Raw genomic sequence first — 18,024 nt, forward strand, 5'->3', positions numbered from 1 at the left:
CTAACCCCTCTATTATCTATCTGTCGCTAAGCCTATCATTCCGGTATTAAAAAAACACCGTTGACTCACTAGCGCTTGGGAAGCGGCCAAGCCTTTTCATCTAATTGGCTATGTAACTCAGGGAACCGGCGGCTATCAAACACGGGAACCCGTCCTAGCGAGCGCTGGGTGTGATAGTCCGTTGCCAAACGTTTAACAATCCCTGAGAGCAATAAAATCGCGATCATGTTGACTAACGCCATCATCCCCATCGACGCGTCAGCCAGGGTCCACACTAGCGGCAACTCAGCTAATGCACCAAACATGACCATCCCTAAGACCAGGGCACGGAAATAAGGCAGTGCCGGACGCAAACGGTCATTAATAAACAGTAAATTCGTCTCTGCATAAGAATAATTGGCAATGATTGAGGTAAAGGCGAAGAAGAAAATCGCGACAGCGACAAATTGCTCCCCCCAATCGCCAACTTGTGCACTCAGCGCACGCTGTGTTAATTCCACGCCTGTGATCTCCCCGCCGGGGATATACTCCCCGGAGAGAAGAATAATGGCCACCGTCGCGGTACAAATCACCAAGGTGTCGACAAAGACACCCAACATTTGCACATAACCCTGAGAGACAGGATGAGGGGGATAAGGCGTCGCTGAGGCTGCGGCATTAGGGGCTGAGCCCATTCCCGCTTCGTTAGAAAACAAGCCGCGTTTAATGCCCTGAATCATCCCTTGCGCCAAGGTATAACCCAAAGCCCCCGATGCCGCTTCGTGTAAACCAAACGCACTTTTTATGACAAGACTAAACACCGCCGGGACTTGGTCAAGGTGTGTACTGACCACATACAGCGACAGAGAGAGATATAACAATGCCATCACAGGGACAATGATTTCTGCCGTCCGAGCTATTTGGCGTAGACCGCCATAAATAATCAATCCACTCACCAGCACCAGTCCAGCGCCGACATAAGCCGGTGGCCACCCAAATGCCACTTGTGCCGCTTGTGAAATGGAATTGGCTTGAACTGAGTTAAACACCAGTCCGAAAGCAAGGATCAGTAAAAGAGAAAAGAGAATGCCCATCCAGCGCATCCCTAGGCCAAGCTCCATATAATAGGCCGGTCCACCACGAAAGTAACCATCTGGATCTTGCACTTTATACACCTGAGCCAAGGTGCTTTCTGCAAAAGCGGTCGCCATCCCAAGAAAAGCCATTAACCACATCCAAAATATAGCGCCTGGCCCCCCCAAAGATAGCGCCACTGCCACCCCCGCCATATTGCCGGTACCGACTCGCGCCGCGAGCCCGGTACATAGGGCTTGGAAAGACGATATGCTGCTCCCTTCACGACGGCGGCTATGACGCATAACTGAAAACATATGGGAGAAGTGACGAAATTGCAGGCCGCCCAACTTTAGCGAGAAAAAAACGCCGCCGCCAATGAGCACATAAATGAGGACGGAGCCCCAGATCAGGTCATTGATAAAAGTGAGTAGGCTCAACTGACTGTCCCTCGTCATGATTAAAAGGAATGATTTTACGCGGCGCAATCTTCGCGTGAACCACTCACAAGGTCAATTTAAACCCGTTGCGGTTGGGTGAATAGTCACTATTTTAAAAAATCAGTGATAATGCTCTCATAAAAACTTCATCTTGCTGCCATAAATGAGAAATAGTTCAATTTTATGTTGGGGGCTAGTGTGGTATTTAAAACCTAACCGCAAGGTGAAAAGAGGTGAATATGGAAAACATTGCCTTTAACGATCTGTTCGAGCAAGACAAGCCACAACGCAGCGGACGCGCAAAACCAGTCAAACGTAAATGGAGAGAAATTGAAGCGCTGAAAGATAAACAGCGGCTAAAAAAAGAATTGGAGGACATCGATATTTTTGGCGACTTCTCTCAACTGGACCTCGATTAACTCACCCTCAACATAGGATTGCTAAAAGGTGCTCGGCGAGCACCTTTTTTTTCACCCGCCATGTAACCTCAATGACTACGTATCCTCTAAATGAGGCTGCCAGTCGATAGGGGCTTTCCCCTGCTCAGCCAACAGTGCATTGGTTTGAGAAAAGTGCTTGCAGCCCAAAAAACCACGATGAGCTGAAAGCGGAGATGGATGAGGCGCGGTCAATACATGGTGACGCGTTCTATCAATCGCTTTGCCCTTTTTCTGCGCATGAGCGCCCCACAATAAAAAGATAACGCCCTCACATTGCTGATTGACCGCCTCTATCACGCGATCGGTAAAGGTTTCCCAGCCGAGTTTCGCGTGGGAGTGAGCGTTGCCCTGCTCCACGGTAAGCACAGTATTGAGTAACAATACTCCCTGCTCCGCCCAGGTTTTTAAGTAACCATGCGTTGGTATCTGAAAGCCTTCAATATCAGTGGCAAGCTCTTTATAAATATTGACCAATGAAGGCGGTGTTTTCACGCCTGGTAACACAGAAAAACACAGCCCATGCGCTTGGTTAGGACCGTGATACGGATCTTGACCAAGAACGACCACTTTAATGTCCCCGAGTTCAGTAAAGCGAAAAGCGTTAAATACATCCTCTTTAGGAGGAAACACCGTCACGCCACTGGCTCTCGCGTTTTCAACATAGGCCAGCGTATCGCGAAAATACGCTTGTTGTTTTTCATCGGCCAGCACTTGCTGCCACGTTTGCGCCTGAGTCATGGTTACTCCTTATCATCACGTTAGCGCTATTTTAACGAGGCAGCAGGGGAAAATCAGTGTGTCGTGCGATCTTTTGTTCGCTCCGTGTGTGCGTGGTAGTGACGCTGACAGCGACCTTGAACGGCCCGATTTGGGGTCGGTAAGCTAGCGCGTGTGATCGTCATGGTTGGCTTCATCATAGGTCGCTCCTTATCTCTGCGAACGGATTTCTCTGCGAACGAATTGCCTTTATGCAAAGGCAAGGTTAGCTATGAAATATTGATGCCAACTTTATAAAAACAATAAAATCATACACTTAAAAATATACAGTGCATTTTCACACCACCATTGTACCTAGGTGGTGCAATACTGCCTCTTGATGGCACATAAAGCGAGACTTTCATTTGTGGTAAAATAACAACAATATAAACATCATCAATACAAGCACGCATGCCTCTTCGTCCCCCAATGGGCGACCACATACCAATAACACGGCTTTCTTTTGATACAAGATAAATATCAAACAATTAAAGCAGATTAAAATTTGACCCAAATCAAAATACCCACATCAATAACAAGGTATATATAAGGTTCAAAAATGATGAAATCTTACATCATTAAAGTCACTATCAATAAAGGGGATAGGCCATGATCACCGGCATTCAAGTAACCTCAGCGGCCAATGATGACCTTATTAACTCTATCTGGCTGATCAATAAAGACGCAGATCAAGCCCGTTGTGTTTGTGCTAAGCAGGGCTTTGAAGCAGATCAAGAAGTTGCTTTGTCTTCTTTGGGTGAGTTTGACTATCGCGAAGTCAACATCGAAACCCAAGCCGTTAACGAAGGCGGTCAGCATCTCAATGTGAATGTATTGAAGCGTGAAACCTTGGAAGATGCAGCGAAGCATCCAGAAAAGTACCCTCAGCTGACCATTCGCGTATCAGGGTATGCCGTCCGTTTTAACTCGCTCACGCCTGAGCAACAACGCGACGTCATTACCCGTACCTTTACCAGCTCACTGTAAAAGGTCGGTATGTTAATCAAAAAGCCCGCTGAATCAGCGGGCTTTTTGGGGTTAAGTGTTTGCGTTCAATGTAAACAAATACGCCCTTAAAGCTTCAAAGTCGGCATCTTGCTCGCTCGACAAAAGTGCCATCTTTGCATGCTTAGCCAACGGACCAGGCAGTGGAATGTCTTTTCCTAAAATCGCGTCGACCGACTCTTTAAATTTTGCCGGATGAGCCGTGCACAAGAATATTCCCTCTTCATCCGCGTCGAGTTGCTGCTCAAGTAACCGATAGGCAATCGCCCCATGCGGCTCACATAAGTAACCCGCTTGTGATAATGCACGTAAGCTTTCAGCCGTCTCCTCATCGTCTAAGCGGCCAGAAGCGAGATCGCCCAGAGCCCATTGCTGACGGCGGAAAAGCTCTTCAATTCGAGGCCAATTATTAGGCTGACTGACATCCATGGCATTAGACAAGGTCGCCACAGTTTGGTGCGGCGTCCACTCGCCCGACGCCAAATAACGCGGTACGGTATCGTTCGCGTTCGTGCCTGCGATAAAACGCTTAATGGGTAATCCCATCGCCTTGGCCAACAAGCCAGCCGTCAGGTTACCAAAGTTCCCACTCGGTACCGACACCACCAATTGGTCACGTTTATGCTTCGGTATCTGTGCGACCGCCTCAAAGTAGTAGCAAATTTGCGCCATTAAGCGACTAATATTGATCGAGTTCGCCGAGTTAAGCCCAATGGTCTGACGAAGCTCACCGTCATCAAAGGCTTGCTTAACCAAGTGCTGGCAATCATCGAAAGTGCCGTTAATGGCCACGGTATGGATATTGCCACCTAGGGTACAGAACAGTTTTTCCTGCAGTGGGCTTATCTTTCCTTTCGGGTACAGGATCACCACATCAATATTGTCGATACCATAAAACGCATGAGCAACCGCGGCGCCGGTATCGCCTGAGGTGGCCGTTAAGATAGTGATCTTTTTACCATCAGAGACCGCGGCAATCGACTGCGCCATAAAACGGCCGCCAAAGTCTTTAAACGCCAAGGTTGGACCATGAAAGAGCTCCAAGGCATGTATACGCTCACCGATTTTTTTAACTGGCGCTTCAAAATCAAAGGCTTGAGAGACCAGTTCACTGACTTGGCTTTTTGGCAGTTCATCACCAATCAGTGCCGATAGAATCTCAGTACTGCGCTCAACCAATGGCATAGCCAGTAAGGCGTCCATATCGTCAAACTGAGGCAAAGCATCGGGAAAAAATAGCCCTTGCCCGCGCCCTAGGCCTTGCTGAACCGCTTGAGAGAAGGACACGGTTTCACTGTGATCTTTGATGTTGTAAAGCTTCATGCATGACTTCCTATTTCTTTTGCGCCTTGTCCATCAATGCGACATACATGAACAAAGCCATCATTATTTTGTACGTACTGCTCGCGCAGCCATTGCGCTAAACGCTCTGCCACCTGCCGATCGTCACAGATACTAAACAAGGTCGGCCCTGAGCCAGAGATGCCTGTTGCCAGTGCGCCACAGCTTTCCGCGTACTCTCTCGCCTCGGCAAAGCCAGGGAGTAATTTTTGACGGTACGGTTCTGCAATGACGTCGCAAATTAAACTGGCCGCTAGTTTAGGCTGTTGGGTGTGACAGGCATGAATAAATCCCCCGAGATAACGGCCATGTGCGATCAGATCCTGACGGCGGTATTGCGCGGGCAAAATGCTACGCGCCTCAGCCGTTGATACCTTGATCCCAGGGTACGCCATCACCCAATACCAGTTGGCAAAATGTGGCACCGCTTGGCTAATCACACCTTGGCTTTCGAGCATCAACTGTAACCCACCGAGATAACAAGGTGCGACATTATCATAATGTAAGCTGCCTGATATCGACGCTTCCATTTCGCCCATTAACGCCAGCATAGTGGTTTCATCCAGCGCATGATGGTGAAAACGGTTTAGTGCATCCAACGCGGCCACGATTGAACAAGCACTAGAGCCTAGCCCCGATCCGATCGGCATATTTTTTTCCAATAACATGGCCACCGGTTTCACTGACTGATTCTTTGTCTTCAACGCCTCGGCATACGCTAGGTAAGCTTTGTAAACAATATTATCTTGCTCGTTACGCGGCAGTTTATCGGTAAAACGTCCTTGGCAACGTAATGAAAAGGGCGATTCTCCGCCATCTGCTACCTCAACGACATCACCGAGTAAGCTCCCATCAATAGGGCTCACTGCCGCGCCCAAGACATCAAATCCAACACTCACATTGCCAATCGATGCTGGCGCATACACACGTACTGTCATGGTTACACTCCTAACTTCCAGCCAAGCGTACGCATTAAGTCAGCAAACACCCCTGCGGCAGTGACCGCCGTACCCGCCCCGTAACCACGAAGCACGAGCGGGATCGGCTGATAATAGCGGCTGTAGAATGCCAGTGCGTTTTCACCGTCTTTAATTTTATTCATTGGATCATCCGCTGCGACCGCTTGGATTTTGACAAAGCATTTGCCGTTTTCGATTCCACCAATATAACGCAATACTTTTCCGTCTTGTCCCGCTTGCTCTGACCATTGCTTAAAGTAAGCATCCGCTTCAGGAAGCCGCGCCATAAAGCTATCGACGTCGCCGGATTGATCAAAGCCTGGAGGTAAGGCTGGCTCGACATCGACGTCATCTAGCTCAAGATCCATACCGGCTTCACGGGCCAATATAAGCAGCTTGCGCGCCACATCCATTCCTGAAAGATCATCGCGTGGATCCGGTTCGGTAAAGCCATTTTCACGCGCCACATTCGTGGCCTCGCTGAAACTGGCACCTTCGTCCAGTTTGCCAAAAATATGGGAAAGTGAGCCAGACAAGATCCCAGAAAAGCGTGAAAGTTCATCCCCGGCTGCGATCAGGTTTTGCAGATTTTCAATCACCGGCAAGCCTGCACCCACCGTGGTTTCATACATAAATTTACGGTGCGTCGCGCGTGCTGCCTGACGTAATTGATGGTAATACGCCATGCTACTTGTATTCGCCTTTTTGTTGGGCGTGATCACATGGAAGCCAGCCCGCAAGAAGTCCGTATATTGATCGGCGACCTGCTGATCCGCGGTACAGTCAATCAATACTGGGTTAATAATGTGGTTACGTTGTACTAGTTGGATCATCCCTGCCAAACTAAAGTTCGAAAGGTGATTCGGCAACTCATCACGCCAGCTATTCAAATCGATACCTTGGCTGTTCAGCCACATGCCTTTGCTGTTGGCTAAACCACACACCCGCATCACTATCCCTTGCTGTTGCAGTTTGGCCTGCTGACGGCGAATTTGTTCGATAAGCTCGCCACCGACTCCACCAACACCCACAATAAACACATCCAAGTGATGCTGGCTATTAAATAAGTTCTCATGGCAGGCTTTCACGGCTTCTGACACTCGCTCAGAAGGAACCACGGCTGAAATCGCGCGCTCGGATGAGCCTTGGGCAATAGCAACAATATTGACGTTGACTTCCGCCAGTGATGTGAAAAAGCGTGAGGCCACCCCTTTTGAGGTCCGCATCCCATCACCCACTAAGGAAACAATCGAGAGATCATCAATAAACTCGACCGGTTCGAGTAAGCCATCTTTCAGCTCGAGTTCAAAATGGATGCTCAGTGCTTTCTCTGCTTTTGCTTTATCTTGGCTTTGAATACAAAAACTGATGCTGTACTCAGAGGAGGATTGAGTAATCAAAACAATCGACACGCCTGCCGACGACATGGCGCCAAACACGCGCGAGGCCATCCCTACCATCCCTTTCATACCTGGGCCGGACAAATTAACCATGCTGAGATCACTTAATGTCGTGATCCCCTTAATCGCTAATTTGTCTTCACCACTGTCTTCGCCAATCAAGGTGCCTTCGCCTTGCGGATTAGCGGTATTTTTAATCAAACAAGGAATATGGAAACGGGCGATCGGCGCAATAGTTTTGGGGTGCAACACCTTCGCGCCAAAATAAGACAGCTCCATAGCTTCTTGATAACTGAGCGATTTTAGCAAACGAGCGTCAGGCACAAGGCGCGGATCACAGTTATAGACACCATCAACATCGGTCCAAATCTCACAGCATTCCGCTCGCACACAAGCAGCAAGCACCGCCGCTGAATAGTCGGATCCATTGCGCCCTAAGGTCACCAGTTCACCACTTTCATTACCGGCCATAAAACCAGGCATCAGACCAATATGCTGTGCGGGAATGGGCGATTGCTTAAAACGCTGTGACGACATTTCAATATCCACCTCAGCACTTAAATAGTTGCCCGAGGCGGCAAAATAATCCACAGGATCAATATCGAACACCGCATATCCACGTGCCTCTAACAAGGCATGCATGGCTGCTACCGATAACCGCTCACCTTTACTAACAACTCGCGCATAAGTGCTGTCTGGGCACAAGCCTAACAGGCTCATACCGTGGACATATTGGCGTAACTGCCCAAGGCTACGTGTCAATTTATCGAACAGAGGCTGGGTTTCAAGGTTGGGTTGTCGCTCGGCGAGACCATGAAATAAATTGATAAAACGCTGCTCTAACTCTTTAAGCGGTAACTCTGCCTCACCATACTTGACAGTGTTCTCAATCACTGACACTAAAATATTGGTAACCTTAGCAGGAGCAGACAACACCACGGACACGTCACTCTGTCCTTGATTACTCACGATGATATCGGCAGCGCGACTGAATCGCTCGGCATCAGCTAGTGATGTACCACCAAATTTTAAAACTCGCATCCGTTTACGACCTCTCTCTTTAAGATAAAAAAAAGCCCGTACCTGGGAGGGTACGGGCTTTTTTTGGAATTCTGTGCGTATCAGCCCGCACCAACACAAAATGTGCCAGTAATAATGGTGGTTGTGGTGGTCAGGGTGCTGATCGTTAGTTGCATGTGTGCTGCGTTTATCATTTATATTGTTGAGTTCCTCTTAGGTGTATCGAATCATGCCGCCGAGGTCAACAAAAAAGTGATGCTGATTGCTTTTTCAACAAAACTCTGCGAGCTTGAACGAGGGAAAAGCGATGTCCACAAAGGAGCGCAAATGACACAGGAAGCCATGGCGCAACTGGTAGCGAACACCATATTACAAGGCTCGGATGCCATGTATGGCCGATTTTTAGATGTCACCTCCGGCGCACAAGAGCGCTTTGAGCAACAAGAATGGAAAAGTGTTCAGCTTGCGCTTAAAACACGTATTCATTTTTATGATCATCACGTTGGCTTAGTCAGCCAACAGCTCCGTGCCATGCTAGGAAAAGAGCACACCACACGTTCGTTTTTGATGGCCGTGAAAGCCGCTTATATCAAGCTGCTGGACGACTATCCTCGCTACGATATTGCAGAGAGTTTTTTTAACTCTGTCTACTGTCGAATTTTTGAACATCGCAATATTCGCCGCGACAAACTCTTTGTGCAAAGCGCTCAGGGGGGGCGGATCCCGAAGTACCCCACTCCGCTGCTACGCCGGTTTCAATCTCAGGCGGGTATTTATGCAACGTTAGAACGGATGTTAGATAGTACGCCCTTCACATTACCTTGGCGAGATAGGGCCGGTGATATCAAGCGCATCACCCAGATACTGCAAGCGCGCTTTGGCCCTCAGCTCACCATGAGCTTTACTCTCGAAATGGTGCGCCAGCCCTTTTTCCGTAATAAAGGGGCGTACCTTATTGGTCGGTTAGATATGGCGAATCAACGCCGGCCTTTAGTGTTGCCGTTGGCCATTTCTGAGCAAGGCGAGCTGTATATCGATGCCTGCATCACCGACAGTGATGATGTTAGCATTGTGTTTGGCTTTGCCCGCTCCTACTTTATGGTATATGCCCCCGTCCCTGCCGCCTTGGTCGACTTTCTCAATCAATTAATGCCCAATAAAACGCCCGCAGAGCTTTACACCGCCATCGGCTGTCAAAAGCACGGCAAAACCGAGCTATATCGTGAATTTCTTCACCATTTGGACAACTCAGACGACTTATTTGATATCGCCCCGGGGGTGAAAGGCATGGTGATGTCGGTATTTACGCTGCCCTCTTACGGCTTTGTATTTAAAATCATCAAAGACAAGTTTGCGCCACAAAAGCAAATGACTCACGCCCAAGTCCGAGAGAAGTACCGGCTGGTAAAAGAGCATGATCGTGTGGGCCGTATGGCGGATACCCAGGAATACCGTAATTTTATTTTCCCACGAGATCGATTTAGCGATACGTTAATTGACGAATTGCTCGAGGTCGCTCCTTCATGCATCACGGTAACCGATAGCGAAGTGCGTATTCGCCATCTTTATATGGAGCGACGCATGATCCCACTCAATATTTATTTAGAACAAGCAACGCCGGAATCCATCACCCAAGCGGTGCAGGAATATGGGGATGCGCTAAAAGAGCTGGCCGCGGCCAACATCTTTGCGGGAGATATGTTATTTAAAAACTTTGGGGTCAGCCGCCACAATAGAGTGATTTTTTACGATTACGATGAAATCGCCTACCTCACTGACGTCAATTTCCGGCGCATTCCACCGCCCCGCTACCCTGAGGATGAATTAGCCGCAGAGCCCTGGTATAGCGTGGGAGAAAACGATGTATTTCCTGAAGAATTCCGCACTTTTTTGCTGGTCAATCGCGCCGTCGCGGAAGAATTTGATCGCTTGCATCCAGCACTTTTTGACGCGGCATATTGGCAAAAACTGCAAAGTCAGGTGAAGGCGGGATATTTTCACGACGTCCGTCCATATAGCGACAATAACTGTTTAAAGCCTACGACGATGTCGGTAAAACCGGCGTAATTATTGCTTTTCTTTATATTGTTAGAGGTCGTCAAAAAATCGTTTAACGTCTCCGCGTTGTATCACGTCGATGCGCCAGAACGCCAAGGTGACAACGATATTGATCGACAAATATTTGGCGGTTCTCTCTCGATGTTGTCGCATCAAGATCGAAGATATTTCTATGTACAGATATAACTATCGACAAATCAGCATATTTTTTGTCTACACTGAAAGCATCGCGATAAGCGCGAGTCACTCCCCAGCTAAGCGTGAATAAAAAGAATGAGGCAAAGGATTTGAGCGTAAAACAATTCGGATTGTTGGCCCTCGCCTTACAAACTGTGGCAACGTCTGCGTGGGGCAATCCACTCACTTGGCAAACCGTGCCTGAAATGGCGTCGGAGCACTTTTTTATTCAGTCCATTCCATCAGCCAGTCAAGGCTTTGACAGCTGGACTATCCAATCAGGTTATCGCTATCCGTTGAATAAAGTCGCTATCTATATGGGGACGCAGATACAAAGCGAGAATCCCCAATCGACGACGAAACATGGCTTACTCAGTGGCATCGAGTACCACTTTACTAACAAGTTACGTGTATCCAGCCAGATCAGCCGAGGCAATAGTGACACCTTGATTAACCAATGGGGCGTCAGCAGTCGCTATCAATTTAGCGAGTCTGTGGGAGTGAATGCTGGGCTTGATGTAGAGTTTCGTCGCGAAGCGGACCCCGAATCTATTTATCAACTCGGGGTCGGATTAAACTTTTAATTTAGGCGCTTAACGGATTCGCACACACGACCACACCATTGAGATCGGCATACAGATACATCCCAGCCGTCATGGTGACCCCTTCAAGAGTGATGGATACATCCACATCCCCTTGGTCTCGTTTTTGGGTTTTTATGGGGCAGACACCCAGCGCCTTGATCCCCACTGGCAACGTTGCCAACGTAGCAACATCACGCACTGGTCCGGCAATGACAATGCCAGCCCAGCCGTTATCAACCGCACTTTGTCCTATTAAATCTCCTAATAAAGCGCGATCCATCGCGCCTGAGCCATCAACCACCAGCACCTGTCCATCGCCAGGCGTGGCTAACAACGCCTTCACTTTCGAGTTGTCATGATAACAGCGTACCGTTCTCACCCGTCCCTCAAACGTGTTCACCGCACCATAATCACGCCACTGGATTGGCACCCATTGCGCCTCATCTGGATAGTGATCGCATAGATCAGGGAGTTTATCGTCCATGTCTCTCTTCTCCTTCGGGTTACGCGTTTTTCACGCTGAACAGTGATGAAAAACGCACGTTTAGCGATTGAGGCGTAAACTCCGTCATCAATGCAGGCAATAACCACAGAGTATCCGCTTCAACCCAATAGATTGCGTTTTGCTCCCATTTTTTCGCTAACGCCACGGCATCAGACTGTTCAAGCGCTACCGCAAATCCAGGCTCAAACCAACTGCCATCGGGTGCACCGCCATTCATCGGCCAATAACGAGTCCCCAATCGCTCCATTTCTTCAGCTAACCGCGCATTACGTAATTGATTCTCTTTCTCAGATAAGGGTTGGCTACGTGGGTTAAATGCGGTAAGAATAGCAAATGCTCCTGTACTGGGTGCTTGAGGAGCATGAAATGCGATCGATTGGTAAGTTTTCCACAAGTCTTGCTGATTATTTTGATCACACACTGTTTACACCCATTCGCGAGTAATATTATGCTTAATTGCTAATTATGCGCTAACATTCATAAAGTTAAATGAATAACGGCCTCTAACTGACACGCAACATGCTTTTGATTGGGGTCAATAAAGGATGAAAAAAATCATCAAGCATCATCCTAATATATTGTTAGCGTGCTGTTAAATGAATACAATTAGCGATAATTAATGGAAACAAGAGCGATCGGCAAGGCATTGACTCAAGCCCGCCATGCTCTATCTCGGCTGGAACACACGGTGCGTTGTCTAGCATCGACGAACACTTCTCTATGGATGGCGTGCCATATGTGAGTTGCGAGGTTCGCGGTAGACATTCCTCGCATTTTTGTAATTTTTTTTCATGGGCTAGGGCATCTAGACTGTGAAGAGTAACTGATTCTATTTAGATATTAGGTATCGCCAATGCAAACCCCGCAAATTCTGATTGTAGAAGATGAACAGGTCACACGTAACACGTTGAAAAGTATCTTTGAAGCGGAAGGTTACAATGTGTTTGAAGCCAGTGATGGCGACGAAATGCATCAAGTCCTGTCCAATCATCATGTTCACCTTGTGATCATGGATATCAACCTGCCCGGTAAAAATGGCCTGCTACTGGCACGCGAACTGCGTGAGCAAGGTGACATGGCATTGATGTTCCTAACGGGTCGCGACAATGAAGTAGACAAAATCCTTGGGCTAGAAATCGGCGCTGACGACTATATTACTAAGCCGTTCAACCCACGAGAATTGACGATTCGTGCCCGTAACCTACTCACGCGTGCATTGAGCAGTGTTAACGGTAGCGAAGAAAAACGTAATGTTGACGTGTATACGTTTAACGGTTGGACACTCGACATTAATAGCCGTTCATTGATCAATCCTGAGGGCGAGACCTTTAAGCTACCTCGCTCTGAGTTCCGTGCGTTGCTTCACTTCTGTGAAAATCCAGGCAAGATCCAAACGCGTGCTGAACTGCTGAAAAAGATGACAGGACGTGATCTTAAACCGCATGACCGCACGGTCGATGTCACAATTCGTCGGATCCGTAAGCACTTTGAATCGCATAGCGACACGCCAGAAATCATTGCCACTATTCATGGTGAAGGTTATCGCTTCTGCGGTGAGATTGAAGAGCAATAGGTCTTCAATCGTATCGGAAAGTAAAAAGGCGCTTACGATAAAACGTAGGCGCCTTTTTTCATCCGGTCCCGTTAGGTATCAGGCTCACATTGCTCGTCTAGCCATGCCTTGAGCACCTCGAGATCATGCGGATAACCGGCTTTTATTTCATCGATCCAATCAGCAATGTTCTCCCACCAAGCAGGCAGATCGGGTGATTGCGCTTTTTGCGCCACTTTTTGAATGTGCTTTAATCCTACCGAACCTGCTGCCCCTTTAATCTTATGTGCCTCAGAGACAATGCCGTCTTGATCCCGTGCCGTCATATTCGAATCTAAGATCGCGATATACTCTGGCATGGTCGACTCAAACATCTCGATGCTGTGTCGAACCGGCTCGACACCCACCAGATCGACATACCCCATGAGCATATCCATATCGAGCAAACGTTCTGCTTGTTCATTCGCTTCAGGCCGCTCAGTTTGCTGTAACGGTCCACGCTCGGACGATCCGTTTGATACTCCCTCGACAGACAAAGCGTGATGCTCAATCACTTGATTCAGTGCCGCAACACTCATTGGCTTGCTGATCGCATCATCCATGCCTTGAGCCAAATAGCTGTCTTTATCATTAATCACATTGGCCGTCAGCGCCACTAAGGGTGGCAATTCAGGATGATGCTGTCGCCACGTTGCCGCCACATCAAACCCTGTCATGTCGGGCAATTGAATATCGAGCAAGACCAGATCAAATGCATCGGGTAAGAAAGTACTCAATGCCGACTGGCCATCACGTGCAACGGTCACTTCATGACCCAAGCTTTCAAGCAAGCTGGTCGCAACAGTAATATTTAGCTCAATGTCTTCTACCAGCAAAATTCGCAATGCACTGGCCATCGGTGTGGGCACACTCTCTTCTTCCTCTCCTTGTTCACTCAGAGGCACACTGACGGTTACCCTAAAGGTACTGCCTTCACCCTCTTCGCTCTCTAAGTCGATATCGCCCCCCATCATGCGAGCTAGCTTACGAGATACCGCTAAGCCAATTCCTGTCCCGACAGCATGCAGGTTTTCGCCCTCTTGTTTTACCTGGTAATACATGGCAAAAATCTTATCTTGCTCGGCAGCAGGGATCCCAACCCCACTGTCTTCCACCTCAAAACATAAATGCACGTGATCGCCTTCAACGTCAGCGCTCACGGTAATAATGACGCAGCCTTTCTTCGTAAACTTGACTGCATTTCCAACGAGATTCCAGAGAATTTGCCGTAACCGAGTCGCATCTACCGCAACATATTTTGGCAAATCCGTCACACGCTCTAATTCAAAACGCAGACCTTTTTGTGCGGCCATGAGCCCAGAGATATTATCTATTTCAGTGACAAACTCGCGTAGATCGATGCTGGTTGGATGCAATGACAAGCGCTTTCGGTCTGACTTGTCCAAGTCGATAATGTCGTTAAAGATATTCCCCAGCGTGATAGCACTGACATAAATAGTGCGTAGGTAATTGCGTTGTTTGTCGTCTAGTTGCGAATCCAACAATATTCGGCTCAGTCCCACTATTCCATTCAGCGGCGTCCGCAACTCATGGCTGATGGTGGAAATAAATGCGGTTTTTTCTCGACTGGCTTTCTCTAGCGCATCTTGATAGCGCTTACGTTCAGTGATTTCTCGGCCAAAGCCAAGTAAACCAAGGTGACGCCCATCTCGAGCGAAGAACGGGACTTTACGCAACTCAAAATAGGCTTTGCGTCCATCTTGGTATTCAAGCCATTGCTCGTACGTAATAGACACATTGGAGTCAAAAACTTGCTGATCCGTTTCCACCACTTTTTCAGCAATATCTTCACGATAAACATCCCACGGGGTTAGGCCTTTAAGGGTCTTTTCATCATAACCGGTCAGTTCCTCCATCGCCCGGTTACAGCCAGAGAACTGCCCCTGAGCGTTGCGGTAATAAATCAAGTCCGGAGAAGCATCAATGAATGAACGTAATAAAGCCGTTTGCTCGGCCAACTCTAACTGCGCCTTTTCACGTTGATAAACCTCATTCTCGAGATCTTTGATCGCTTGCTGACGCGCGTTTTCAGCCTTTTCTCTCTCTTCGATCTCCAAGTTGAGCTGCTCGATGTTTTCAGTCAATTGCCGATTAAGACGCATATCACGCGCCCGCATTTCCTCAAGTTTCGAGACCAGTTTAGACAGGCGTTGGCGTGACTCTTCAAGCTGATCCACCACCACAGACAAAAAATACACCGCCCAAGGCGTGATAATTAAACCAAAAAAAACAGACCGGATGATGTCTATATTTTGTACAGCCCCCTCAAGCACTAATGTGATGCCCACTTGTACTACGACAGCGAGCGCAACCAAGGCCAATGCTAGCAGCATGCTAAACCGCATAATTCCCAGCTTAACCAGCAAGTCGACATAATATTGCGCGAGTACTTTCAGTTGTTTCATAAAGGCTTATTTATCTTAAGTCAGTAGGCTCAGCGACCGAGGTTCGCTGAGGAATAGATGAGCGCGATATTGGCATCTTTTTCATCACGCTCACGCGATTTCGGCCATTTCGTTTCGCTTGATATAAGGCACTATCGGCTTGTTGGATCAAATCACCATAATCTCCATCAGGCGACGGGACCACACAAGCCACGCCGAGACTCATGGTGATTTTTCCGGCAATTACCGCATCGTGATGCTCAATATCTGCCGACAACACCAACTCGCGCGCGCGCTCTGCTACTTGGATCGCGCCATTTAAGTGGGTTTGTGGCAATACAATTGCAAACTCCTCGCCACCATAGCGTGCGACTAAATCCAGTGGTCGGTGAATGGCTGATTTTAATGCATTGGCAACTTGTTGTAAGGCCCAATCACCTTGTTGATGACCATAGTGATCGTTGTACAGTTTAAAATGATCAATATCGCAAAGAATAAAGGCAAGAGGCGTACTTTCGCGAGTCTGTGAACGCCACAGTTTGCTTAGCTGTTCATCTAAACTCCGTCGATTCGCCACTTGGGTTAAGCTGTCGATAAAACTGAGTGCCTGTAGGGCCATGATGGCATCAGCCAACTGCTGCTGCGTTTCTTTTCTCTCGGTGATGTCTCGCGCCATGAGTAATATGGCAGGATCCAATGTCACGGGATCTTCAATACGTGATTTGGTCACTTCATACCACGTTTGTCCCCCCGCCTCATTGATGACCACATCTTCGTAGGTCACGGTTTCACTCGTTTCTAGTACCTGCTGATCGCGTATTTTGTGTTGGTCAAATATTTCGGGGTCAACGACGTGCTGCGCGGGCGCATTTTCTAATGCTTCGATCGTTGTGCCCAATGCATCAGCATAGGCTTGGTTACAAGCAAGGTGATAATAATCTTGGTCAAAGATCCCGATAGGGTCCACGCTCGATTGAAAGATAGCACTGAGTAAGTTACTGCGTTGCTCCAACACCTGCTCAACGGATTGACGCTGTTGCGCTTCTTTTTGAAGCCGCTCCTGCATTTGGTGCCAATTGGTCACATCATGGCTAATACACAAGGTACCAATCACTTCCTGTTTATCATTTTTAAGCGCAGTAATATTGGTTTCTAACAAACAACTTTCATCGTTATTCTGCGTCGCCCACGTGCGATCAGTTCGCGGTCGCGTGAGTGGTTGAGTTGCTTGCCAAACAATCGCCTCTTGCTCACGTCCTTGCCAAAAGCGGTCAAATGCCGCATTGGTGCCCACCACATTACCTTCCACATCTTGAAAGCAAACCAATTCTTCCAACGAATTGATCACGCTTAACAGTACCCCTTGCTCTTGTTCTTGAAGGTGCCAATGTCTGTGCTTCTCAGCCGCAGATAAAGAGACCAACCACGCCCGCTTACCTCGACAGCGAATGGGTAATCCGGATAGCTGGACATTGACACGCACACGATTAGCACCAGGTGCTCTGACTTTCGCCTCTACGCGAGAAAAAGGTTGTGGCCAAGGCTGTCCTGCAATAAAAGCCTGAACAGCTTGCTGTTGTCGGGGGGTGGCCGTCTTAAATTGATGATCGCGCCCCACCAATGAAAAGGTTTCCACACACGCGTCGTTCGCATACAAAATCTCACCGTGTTCAGCGGTGACGATCGCATGCGGTGTGTCTAAACCGGCCATATACACTCGCCAATCTGATAGCGCTAATGTTGCTTGGCGCGCCCGCCATCCATAACCCAAAGCACCACCGACTAACAAAAAAAGGAATAAAGTAAAAAACGCCATGCCGCTCCTGTGTCACTATCGTTGTCCTTAACAATGAATGCCTACCCACTACTGGCGACGTATTCTGCCACAGTTTCGATCACGCGCGTGATTACTCTGTTCACAGCTTTATGAATATCATTTGTTATTTTATTACATCAATCTCTAGTGGTATTCGCTATGAAATAGAAAGCCTAAAACGTACCCTTCTTTGTTTCTTTATAAAACTAGAACATTTACTCAAAATGACTTTAAATTAATAATTATTTAACAAAAAAGCATAATTACGAATAGCTATTATTTACGCGATTTACGGTTTAAAGGCACGAATAATCATCGAGTTAAATAAAAAAAACCCGTGTTATGCATGAATAAAGGTTGCATACAAAAATTTGACCTTTGTTGGGTTTACCGTTAATTTGGAAGGTCGCTGAATTGTGTTTTGCCCTTATTTATCTTGGTTATTTTTTAAAAAACAGTTAGTTAAAGAAAGAA

Annotated in this window: 15 protein-coding genes and 1 other annotated feature; of the genes, 5 read left to right on the plus strand and 10 right to left on the minus strand. The window is 47.8% G+C overall.

Translation table 11 applies throughout. The features are described from left to right. Positions 1-68: 68 nt before the first annotated feature. Complete coding sequence (locus BUQ98_RS08710; RefSeq protein ID WP_254813896.1) at positions 69-1,493, minus strand: alanine/glycine:cation symporter family protein; 1,425 nt, start codon at positions 1,491-1,493, stop codon at positions 69-71. 239 nt (positions 1,494-1,732) lie between these two features. Here BUQ98_RS08710 and BUQ98_RS08715 point away from each other — a divergent pair, with 239 nt between their 5' ends. Then, positions 1,733-1,912 carry a DUF3545 family protein gene (locus BUQ98_RS08715; RefSeq protein WP_074213396.1) on the plus strand — a complete coding sequence of 60 codons (180 nt, stop codon included), beginning with the start codon at positions 1,733-1,735 and terminating at the stop codon, positions 1,910-1,912. A 75-nt stretch (positions 1,913-1,987) separates the two neighbouring features. Here BUQ98_RS08715 and ung read toward each other — a convergent pair whose 3' ends face one another. Both ung and BUQ98_RS17210 read right to left on the minus strand, forming a co-directional pair. Continuing rightward, positions 1,988-2,671 carry a uracil-DNA glycosylase gene (ung, locus tag BUQ98_RS08720; protein ID WP_074213397.1) on the minus strand — a complete coding sequence of 228 codons (684 nt, stop codon included), beginning with the start codon at positions 2,669-2,671 and terminating at the stop codon, positions 1,988-1,990. 53 nt (positions 2,672-2,724) lie between these two features. Continuing rightward, the gene (locus BUQ98_RS17210; protein WP_256359491.1) at positions 2,725-2,850 is read right to left on the minus strand and encodes a hypothetical protein; all 126 of its coding nucleotides are present in this window, start codon (positions 2,848-2,850) and stop codon (positions 2,725-2,727) included. A gap of 448 nt (positions 2,851-3,298) precedes the next feature. On the opposite strand from BUQ98_RS17210, the gene grcA reads away from it, so the two are divergent. Further along, positions 3,299-3,676 (plus strand): autonomous glycyl radical cofactor GrcA, encoded by a 378-nt coding sequence (grcA, locus tag BUQ98_RS08725; RefSeq protein ID WP_074213398.1) that lies wholly within the window; start codon positions 3,299-3,301, stop codon positions 3,674-3,676. A gap of 51 nt (positions 3,677-3,727) precedes the next feature. Here the strand turns inward: grcA and thrC are convergent, their stop codons facing one another. Genes thrC through thrA form a run of 3 tightly spaced genes read right to left on the minus strand, consistent with a single transcriptional unit; the run spans position 3,728 to position 8,435 of the window. Further along, positions 3,728-5,017 carry a threonine synthase gene (thrC, locus tag BUQ98_RS08730; RefSeq protein ID WP_074213399.1) on the minus strand — a complete coding sequence of 430 codons (1,290 nt, stop codon included), beginning with the start codon at positions 5,015-5,017 and terminating at the stop codon, positions 3,728-3,730. After that, the gene (gene thrB, locus BUQ98_RS08735; protein ID WP_074213400.1) at positions 5,014-5,973 is read right to left on the minus strand and encodes a homoserine kinase; all 960 of its coding nucleotides are present in this window, start codon (positions 5,971-5,973) and stop codon (positions 5,014-5,016) included. The genes thrC and thrB overlap by 4 nt, the downstream gene beginning before the upstream one ends. 2 nt (positions 5,974-5,975) lie before the next feature. Further along, positions 5,976-8,435: a bifunctional aspartate kinase/homoserine dehydrogenase I gene (thrA, locus tag BUQ98_RS08740; RefSeq protein WP_074213401.1), complete on the minus strand. Its 2,460-nt coding sequence runs from the start codon at positions 8,433-8,435 to the stop codon at positions 5,976-5,978. A gap of 25 nt (positions 8,436-8,460) precedes the next feature. Continuing rightward, positions 8,461-8,577 (minus strand) — a sequence feature (Thr leader region). A 164-nt stretch (positions 8,578-8,741) separates the two neighbouring features. Between thrA and aceK the strand changes: the two genes are divergently transcribed. Both aceK and BUQ98_RS08750 read left to right on the plus strand, forming a co-directional pair. After that, positions 8,742-10,481, plus strand: a complete 1,740-nt coding sequence (gene aceK, locus BUQ98_RS08745) for a bifunctional isocitrate dehydrogenase kinase/phosphatase (protein WP_074213637.1) — start codon at positions 8,742-8,744, stop codon at positions 10,479-10,481. A 278-nt stretch (positions 10,482-10,759) separates the two neighbouring features. Beyond that, on the plus strand, positions 10,760-11,233 hold the full coding sequence (locus BUQ98_RS08750; protein ID WP_074213402.1) for a hypothetical protein: 474 nt from the start codon (positions 10,760-10,762) through the stop codon (positions 11,231-11,233). A gap of 1 nt (position 11,234) precedes the next feature. Here BUQ98_RS08750 and BUQ98_RS08755 read toward each other — a convergent pair whose 3' ends face one another. Together BUQ98_RS08755 and BUQ98_RS08760 are read right to left on the minus strand one after the other, a co-directional pair. Continuing rightward, a complete protein-coding gene (locus tag BUQ98_RS08755) occupies positions 11,235-11,717 on the minus strand; it encodes a putative 4-hydroxy-4-methyl-2-oxoglutarate aldolase (protein WP_074213403.1) in 483 nt (160 codons plus the stop codon). Between the two features lie 19 nt (positions 11,718-11,736). After that, positions 11,737-12,159 (minus strand): DUF3293 domain-containing protein, encoded by a 423-nt coding sequence (locus BUQ98_RS08760; protein ID WP_074213404.1) that lies wholly within the window; start codon positions 12,157-12,159, stop codon positions 11,737-11,739. Positions 12,160-12,591: 432 nt separating this feature from the next. On the opposite strand from BUQ98_RS08760, the gene arcA reads away from it, so the two are divergent. Continuing rightward, positions 12,592-13,311, plus strand: coding sequence for a two-component system response regulator ArcA (arcA, locus tag BUQ98_RS08765; RefSeq protein ID WP_074213405.1), 720 nt, complete (start codon positions 12,592-12,594; stop codon positions 13,309-13,311). A gap of 71 nt (positions 13,312-13,382) precedes the next feature. Here arcA and arcB read toward each other — a convergent pair whose 3' ends face one another. After that, complete coding sequence (gene arcB / locus BUQ98_RS08770; RefSeq protein WP_074213406.1) at positions 13,383-15,755, minus strand: aerobic respiration two-component sensor histidine kinase ArcB; 2,373 nt, start codon at positions 15,753-15,755, stop codon at positions 13,383-13,385. A 10-nt stretch (positions 15,756-15,765) separates the two neighbouring features. After that, entirely contained in the window at positions 15,766-17,550 is a 1,785-nt protein-coding gene (locus BUQ98_RS08775; protein WP_074213407.1) for a diguanylate cyclase domain-containing protein, read from the minus strand. Positions 17,551-18,024 lie beyond the last annotated feature (474 nt).

Origin of the sequence: Salinivibrio sp. ES.052 (assembly GCF_900141775.1) — a bacterium.
Classification (GTDB): domain Bacteria; phylum Pseudomonadota; class Gammaproteobacteria; order Enterobacterales; family Vibrionaceae; genus Salinivibrio.